The 7,557-nt window shown below is 31.9% G+C and carries 6 protein-coding genes and 2 tRNA genes; 2 read left to right on the top strand and 6 right to left on the bottom strand.

The window, feature by feature from the left end; genetic code table 11:
- Positions 1-13: 13 nt before the first annotated feature.
- Positions 14-89 (bottom strand) — tRNA-Val (locus JJE11_RS10740).
- A gap of 18 nt (positions 90-107) precedes the next feature.
- A tRNA-Glu gene (locus JJE11_RS10745) sits at positions 108-182 on the bottom strand.
- Positions 183-485: 303 nt separating this feature from the next.
- On the opposite strand from JJE11_RS10745, the gene JJE11_RS10750 reads away from it, so the two are divergent.
- Entirely contained in the window at positions 486-1,715 is a 1,230-nt protein-coding gene (locus tag JJE11_RS10750) for an NAD(P)/FAD-dependent oxidoreductase (protein ID WP_291635421.1), read from the top strand.
- Positions 1,716-2,121: 406 nt separating this feature from the next.
- Here the strand turns inward: JJE11_RS10750 and JJE11_RS10755 are convergent, their stop codons facing one another.
- Complete coding sequence (locus JJE11_RS10755; protein WP_291635423.1) at positions 2,122-2,871, bottom strand: acyl-ACP thioesterase domain-containing protein; 750 nt, start codon at positions 2,869-2,871, stop codon at positions 2,122-2,124.
- Positions 2,872-3,620: 749 nt separating this feature from the next.
- Here JJE11_RS10755 and JJE11_RS10760 point away from each other — a divergent pair.
- Positions 3,621-4,208: an ECF transporter S component gene (locus tag JJE11_RS10760; RefSeq protein ID WP_291635424.1), complete on the top strand. Its 588-nt coding sequence runs from the start codon at positions 3,621-3,623 to the stop codon at positions 4,206-4,208.
- Between the two features lie 48 nt (positions 4,209-4,256).
- Here JJE11_RS10760 and JJE11_RS10765 read toward each other — a convergent pair whose 3' ends face one another.
- The 3 genes from JJE11_RS10765 to JJE11_RS10775 all read right to left on the bottom strand — a co-directional run bounded on the left by JJE11_RS10765 (position 4,257) and on the right by JJE11_RS10775 (position 7,541).
- The gene (locus JJE11_RS10765) at positions 4,257-4,442 is read right to left on the bottom strand and encodes a DUF1858 domain-containing protein (protein ID WP_291635427.1); all 186 of its coding nucleotides are present in this window, start codon (positions 4,440-4,442) and stop codon (positions 4,257-4,259) included.
- A 257-nt stretch (positions 4,443-4,699) separates the two neighbouring features.
- Complete coding sequence (locus tag JJE11_RS10770; RefSeq protein ID WP_291635429.1) at positions 4,700-5,986, bottom strand: adenylosuccinate synthase; 1,287 nt, start codon at positions 5,984-5,986, stop codon at positions 4,700-4,702.
- Positions 5,987-6,128: 142 nt separating this feature from the next.
- Complete coding sequence (locus JJE11_RS10775; RefSeq protein WP_291635431.1) at positions 6,129-7,541, bottom strand: NAD(P)/FAD-dependent oxidoreductase; 1,413 nt, start codon at positions 7,539-7,541, stop codon at positions 6,129-6,131.
- Positions 7,542-7,557 lie beyond the last annotated feature (16 nt).

Raw genomic sequence — 7,557 nt, forward strand, 5'->3', positions numbered from 1 at the left:
ACTGGGCCATATATGGTGGGAACAACAGGGTTCGAACCTGTGACCCTCTGCTTGTAAGGCAGATGCTCTCCCAGCTGAGCTATGCTCCCATATATGTTTCATTGTATTGGTGACTCCTAGGGGAATTGAACCCCTGTTACCACCGTGAAAGGGTGGTGTCTTAACCGCTTGACCAAGGAGCCATATTAATTGTCACTTATTTATTATGTAACTCCGTCTCGCAACCCGACATAGACTATAATACATAATTTTTGTTAAAGTGTCAACATGTTTTCTTATATTCTTTTATTTTTTTTTCAATCAGTACATATATCTGGTGAATTCAAAGGCTTTCTTATAAAGGAAGGAAATATTTATGTAAGTGATAGCCTCTTTTCTAAGCAATTTATAAAAAATCATACTCAAGCAACGTGTTTTAGGTTAAAATTACTGTAAACCACTTTATAATACAAATATAATTCACTTTCTCGAAAGGAGAGATTTTCTTGAAACATTCTCTTATAATAGTTGGCGGAGGAGCCGCTGGTTTAACCTCTGCATTGATAGCAAAAAAATCTGGAATAGATGTAGCGATAATTGAAGGAACCGACCGAGTAGGTAAAAAAATATTAACCACCGGTAATGGAAGATGTAATATCAGTAATGCAAACATAAATAACAATAGATATCACAGTGAAAATCCATATTTCGCTAAACACATACTAGATTCTTTTACAATAAACCATACTATAGATTTTTTCACCTGTTTAGGTATACCTTTAGTAACAATAGACGGTGGTAAAATGTTTCCTATGTCAATGCAAGCATCCTCTGTAATAGATATACTTCGCTTTGCTCTAGAAGAAAAAGACATTCCAGTGTATACAAATACGAAAGCTAAAGAAATTATTAAAAAAAACAACGGCTTTATAATTTATAGTTCGAATAATGATACATATGAGTGTAAAAAGTTGATTATCGCAACAGGCGGTAAATCTGCACCTAAAACAGGTTCTGACGGCTCTGGCTATACATTGGCTAAACAATTAGGTCATAGTGTAATATCGCAAGTACCGGCCCTCGTACAGCTTAAATTAAACTATAACAGACTAAAGGCACTATCTGGAGTAAAATTTGATGGGTATGCAGAAGTATTTATAAATGATAAATGTATTCAAAAGGAATTTGGAGAAATACTTTTTACTGACTACGGTATTTCTGGACCTCCTATTCTTCAACTTAGTAGAACTGCCTCTTATGGTTTATCTAAAAATAACAAAGTTTCTTTAACTATTGATATGTTACCTAGTATTAGTTTTGAAGAACTAAATGAATTTTTTAATAATCATTGGTCAGTATTTGGAAGTCGCTCTGTTAATGACTCATTCATCGGAATAATTAATAAAAAAATCATTCCAATAATTTTAAAAGAGGCTAAAATAGAAGATATTCATAAACCTTGTCGTGATTTAGACTTAAAAGAAAAAAATGCTATATATAATTTACTCAAACAATGGAAATTTGAAGTTTCAGGCACCAATTCTTTTTCAAATGCTCAGATCACTGCAGGAGGTATTGATACAAAAGAAATTAACGCGCAAACTCTAGAATCTAATATTGTTCCCAATCTTTTCTTTGCGGGTGAAATAATGGATGTAGATGGCGATTGTGGTGGTTTCAACCTTCAATGGGCATGGAGTTCTGGTGCTATTGCAGGGGAAAACGCATCTAAATAGAATAATTAAGCGTTTTTCTTATATTATGCTATAACTAAAAGTATAGGTTGCCTGAATGCTTTCACTTCGCCAAGTAATTCTAAACTAATTTTATTGAAAGCTACTAAAAAGTGCAAACTCGCGAACGCTCAGACATGCACTTTTCTTAACGTAACTTCCCTAAAATTAGTTAAGAATTACTAAGGCACGCTCAAATGCATTCTTAGCAACCTATACTTTTGTTAGCATAATACAAGAAAAATATATAATTTATCGAATCATTATTATTTAAGTCTATGTTAGAAATAAGCAGTACTAACTTAATTTAATGTTACTATTAGTATCTAAACATGCTAATAGCAAGTACACGGTCGTATAAATTTCAAAGTACATACTGTTTAGATTTAATGAGTTGAGCACTAACCTACTATAACCAGATACTTTCTAATAATGTAAGCTCAGTGCCCTCTTCATTTATAATTTTATGTCTACATATTATCTTATTTTCTTCTTTAATAATTTCTGTACTTACCTTTATTGTTTCTCCATATGTCGTTTCCTTTTCGTAGGTTACTTTAATATTCTTTAGTTCATAATTTAGGACTACATCCTTAGGAACTGTTTCTAGAGCCCAAGCTACATATTTAACGTTATTTACATGCATATTCGTATCAATATCACTATACCTTACTTGGAAACTTTTCTCACTGTCTACTGTAGTTATAGGTAGTATGTCCTCAATATCTATAGGTGTATTCTTATTGTCATCTATACCATAAGTCCCATACATATCTTTAGTTATTCTTATTGGTCTCCTTCTATCTGTATTTATTAAAATCCACACAGAGCTCGCTTGTCCTATTCTATTTCCCTCTACATCAATAATTTCATATTTCCTATAAGCATAAAATTTATTGAAAGAATGTGCAAAAGTTTTTACCTTTATAGTTTCATTTAATAAAGGATATGACTCCATTGATATGTCCCATTTATACAACACCCAAGCCATTTTGTTCTCGCGAAGATGTTCTATTCCAACACCTAACATCTCACTTTGATACATTGCCATATCCCCAAGATAATCTATAATGCTTGTAATTAAAGCTCTTTTATTAATATCTACTTCATAATAATGAATATTATAATCTCTATCTGTAGTCACTGGAATTCTAATCATACTACCACTCCTATATTTCTTATTAGTACGCAATGATTTTTGGGCCTCTTAAATTTATTCACACTTATTATAATATCAAACTAAACCAATTAGGTAAACATTAACAGTCTGATGTTAACATAAAGTATTTATAACGTAATTTACAACGAATACAAACTACCCTCAGATTTAAATTATGCTAGCCCTCTTTTATTAACTTATCTTTATATAGTATTTAAAAAAGTTTCTAAAAAAGTGAAACTTTTTTAGAAGAAAAATGTCTAATATACAAGAATCATTGCTTTTATGAATTTGTATGAAACTATATTTTACCCATAAATAAATATACGCTTGTCATAACTAGTATACTTATCATATACATATTTCCCAATATATACATAGTAGCATATCCGTTATTATTTCATTTTATAAATTATATAATAAGACCAATAGGTAGAGCCAAACAATATATCCTTTGAACACCACTTCATCCCAGTTGAATATGCGGCAGCAATAATTATTTTCATTTCCTTCAGTGTCATATCTTCATAGAAATAACCCTCATCCAATAATTCTTAATGACTATACTCGGATAGAAATATTTGTTCAAGAATATTCTGAATTTTATGAAATTCTCTTTTTCTATGTGATTTTTATGGAATAAGTGCTAAACTATTATTGTCGGTATTCATCATGAAACTGAACAAAAAAAATAAGGATTTTAAATAGGATCGACTTATATCCTTATGGAATAAGAGCGGAGGGAACACATGTTTAACAATTCTATTAAACTCAGAAAAATACAAACAAACCAACTTACAACTATTGGTATGCTATCAGCTATTTGTGTCGTACTTGGATTAACTGGATATGGTTTTATTCCACTCCCTGGTGCCAAAGCTACTATCATGCATATTCCTGTTATTATAGGTGCAATAATAGGGGGTCCAATAGTCGGCATGACTATTGGCTTAATATTTGGGATTTTTAGCATTATACAAAACATAACGACTCCAAATATACTATCTTTTGCTTTTATAAATCCTTTAGTATCCGTATTACCAAGAGTTCTTATTGGTCTTACTTCTTACTATGTTTATAAAATAAGTTTTATTAAAAAGGATAACATAAGAATTGGACTAGCTGTTGTTATAGGTTCTCTAACTAACACTTTTGGCGTTCTTACTATGATATATTTTTTATATGCGGCCAAATTCGCCGCTTCTAAAGGCATAGATCCTTCTATCGCTGCAAAAACTATTTATGGTATCGCTATAATGAATGGTGTTCCAGAAGCCATCATAGCTACTATAATTACCATACCCGTTGTATTAGCTATTAAGAAAATAAGAAAATAAAAAAACAAGACACCTAGTATTTACTAAGTGTCTTGTTTTCTATGCTTTTTATACGTTTAACGCAGTCATTAATTCTTCTAATTTAAGACCATGAACCGCTGCCGCTTCTTCTAATGTTTCAGCTTGTGCTGAAGGGCATCCTACACAACCCATTCCAAAGTTCATTAATACTTGAACTGATTCTGGATTTTGTCTTACAACTTCGCCTATTGTCATATCCTTAGTTATTTTCATATTATCTACCTCTCTTTATGTTAATTTTAAATAATTATACCAGAACTTTACTAGTAAATAAATAAAAATATTTATTTAACTTTAATTCTCATTCTCATTATATTTCATATACTTTGATTTTACAAGTACGCACTTTTTTAATCTTTAGTATCAACTTGTATACCTTATTGAATATCTTTCCCAATACTTATAATTCCCTATATTATAAAAAACATACATATTGCAAAGATAAACTTTGTAATATGTATGTTTATAAGCTATATTTCAGTTAACACCATTGTTTGATCTCTTTTTGGTCCTACTGATACTATAGAAACTTTAACTCCTGTAAAATCTTCAATTCTCTTTAAGTATATTTTAGCATTTTTAGGAAGTTCTTCATAACTTCTTGCATTAGCTATACTCTCGTCCCAGCCATCAAACTCTTCGTATACTGGCTCGCATTTTGCTAAATCCTCTAAACTTGCTGGGAAATAATCTATAACACTTCCGTCAAATTTATAACCTACACAAATTTTAATTTTCTCAAGACCTGCTAAGGTATCTATTTTAGTTACAGCAAAACTAGTAAGCCCTGAAATTCTTGCTGATGTTTTTAATATAACAAGGTCAAGCCATCCACATCTTCTTGCTCTACCTGTTGTTACACCAAATTCAAATCCTTTTTGGCGAATCCATTCTCCTACTTCATCTTCAAGTTCTGTTGGAAACGGTCCTTTCCCTACTCTTGTAGTATATGCTTTGGCTATTCCTACAGCATTTGTTATCATAGTAGGTCCTATTCCTGTCCCCGTACAAACTCCTCCTGCAATGGTATTTGACGAAGTTACAAACGGATATGAACCATAATCTATATCAAGAAGAGTCCCTTGTGCTCCTTCGAATAAAACATTTTTTCCAGATTTTATTGCATCATAAATTTTAATTGATATATCTTTTACAAATGGTCTCATTCTTTCTGCATATTCCAAGTACTCAGTATATATTTCATTAAAATCCAAAGCTTTTCCACCCAAAACTTTTGTTATTATATCATTTTTCATTGATAAACTAGTTGTAAGTTTCTCTTTTAAAACATCTTTTTTAAGTAAATCGCATACTCTGATTCCACTTCTTTCAAACTTGTCAGTGTAACATGGGCCTATACCTTTTTTGGTAGTTCCAATATCATTTTTACCTCTTGCTATTTCGTATAGATTGTCTAGCTCTCTATGGTATGGCATTATAACCTGTGATCTATCACTAATCATTAATCTTTCTGGAGTTATGTTTTCACCTAATACTTCTAAATAGTCAATTTCTTCAAATAGTGCTTTTGGATCTATAACCACTCCATTACCTATTACATTCACTTTATCTTTATATAATATTCCTGATGGGATTAAATGAAGTTTATACTCCTTTTCTCCTACGACTACAGTATGACCTGCATTGTTTCCACCTTGAGATCTGACAACTAGGTCAGCTCCCTCTGCAAGATAATCCGTCATCTTACCTTTACCTTCATCTCCCCATTGGGCTCCTAAAACAATAAATGCTGACATATAAATTCCTCGCTTTCTTTGAATTCAAAATAAATTTCTTAACTACTAAATGTTAAGATCCTTTGTTACCTATTAATGTTTACCTCATGTTAAATTATACACTTTAAATATTCATATAACTAATTATTTAGGTTAAGCAATCTTAGTTTTCCCTCTCTGCTATGTTTCTTGCTACTACCACTCCTGTTGTAGATGCTTGCATTAGTCCTCTAGTTATTCCTGCTCCATCTCCTATGGTGTATAAATTGCTAACAGATGTTTCAAATTTATCGTTTGTACTAAACTTACTAGAATAAAACTTCACCTCTACTCCATATAGCAATGTGTTTTTGCTATATAAACCTGGTGCTATCTTATCGAATGCCTTTAATGCTTCTACAATAGATGTTAAGTGTCTTTGTGGCAATACGAAACTTAAATCGCCCGGTACTGCTGATTTCAGAGTAGGTACCGTAGTTGATTTACTTAATCTATTATAATCCGTTCTACTTCCTTTTAGTAAATCCCCGAGTCTTTGAACCATTATACCTCCGCCAGTTAACATATTGCCTAACTGAGCTATATATTTTCCATAGCCAATAGGTTGATTAAAGGGTTCTGTAAATGTAGTAGATACAAGCATTGCAAAATTTGTATTAGTTGTTCTAAGCTTTTGGTCTGAATAACTATGTCCATTTACAACTGCAATCGTATTATCATCATAATATTCTGCTGATACTACTCCACCTGGGTTCATACAGAAGGTTCTTACCTTATTGTCAAAAGTATCTGAATAGTATACTAATTTCGCTTCATATAAATCCTTTGTTAAATGATCCATAACAGAATTCGGTACCTCTACGCGAACTCCAATATCTACTGCATTATTAGTAACCTTAATGTTATGTTTTTTAGCTTCGTTTGCAGCCCATTCCGCTCCACCTCTACCTGGCGCTACTACAATATACTTTGCATTAACCTTAACTGTACCTTCTTTATTTTTTAATAATACTCCAGTAGCTTTATTATCTTCTACTAATACTTCTTCAACTTCACTAAGTTCAATAAACTCTGTATTCGTATTATCCATTAAATGATGGTACATAGATTTTAAAACTTCATACGCAAGTTCCGTTCCTAAATGCCTTACCGGACATTCAACAAGACGAATATTATGCTTACTTGCTTCATATTTAATTTCATCAACTTTGTCACTATTAAGTCCATAAACCTTTTCATTTGCTCCAAACTTTATATAAATATCATCACAATATTTTATTAATTTTTTTGATTCATCTTCAGAAAAGTATTCAAGAAGGTTTCCACCCACTTCTGGGCTTAGAGAAAGCTTACCATCTGAAAAAGCCCCAGCACCTGACCATCCAAATGTTATCCCACAAGGATTACATTTGACGCATTTGCCAGTAATTCTAGCCGGACATTTCCTTTTTTCTATACTTCTTCCCTTATCAACTATAAGCACACTAAGTTCAGGCCTTTTATTAGAAATTTCTAGTGCCGTAAATATGCCCGCTGGACCAGCTCCTACAATAACTACATCGTAAAAATTTTTCATTTCACATACCCTCCTG

This window comes from Clostridium sp. (assembly GCF_016650095.1).
In the GTDB taxonomy this organism is placed as follows: domain Bacteria; phylum Bacillota; class Clostridia; order Clostridiales; family Clostridiaceae; genus Clostridium_AD.

Excerpts from the sequence above, each read along its gene's own strand:
- JJE11_RS10755 (WP_291635423.1), bottom strand. The coding sequence starts at position 2,871 with ATGATTAGAATTCCAGTGACTACAGATAGAGATTATAATATTCATTAT.
- JJE11_RS10760 (WP_291635424.1), top strand. The coding sequence starts at position 3,621 with ATGTTTAACAATTCTATTAAACTCAGAAAAATACAAACAAACCAACTT.
- JJE11_RS10765 (WP_291635427.1), bottom strand. The coding sequence starts at position 4,442 with ATGAAAATAACTAAGGATATGACAATAGGCGAAGTTGTAAGACAAAAT.
- JJE11_RS10770 (WP_291635429.1), bottom strand. The coding sequence starts at position 5,986 with ATGTCAGCATTTATTGTTTTAGGAGCCCAATGGGGAGATGAAGGTAAA.
- JJE11_RS10775 (WP_291635431.1), bottom strand. The coding sequence starts at position 7,541 with ATGAAAAATTTTTACGATGTAGTTATTGTAGGAGCTGGTCCAGCGGGC.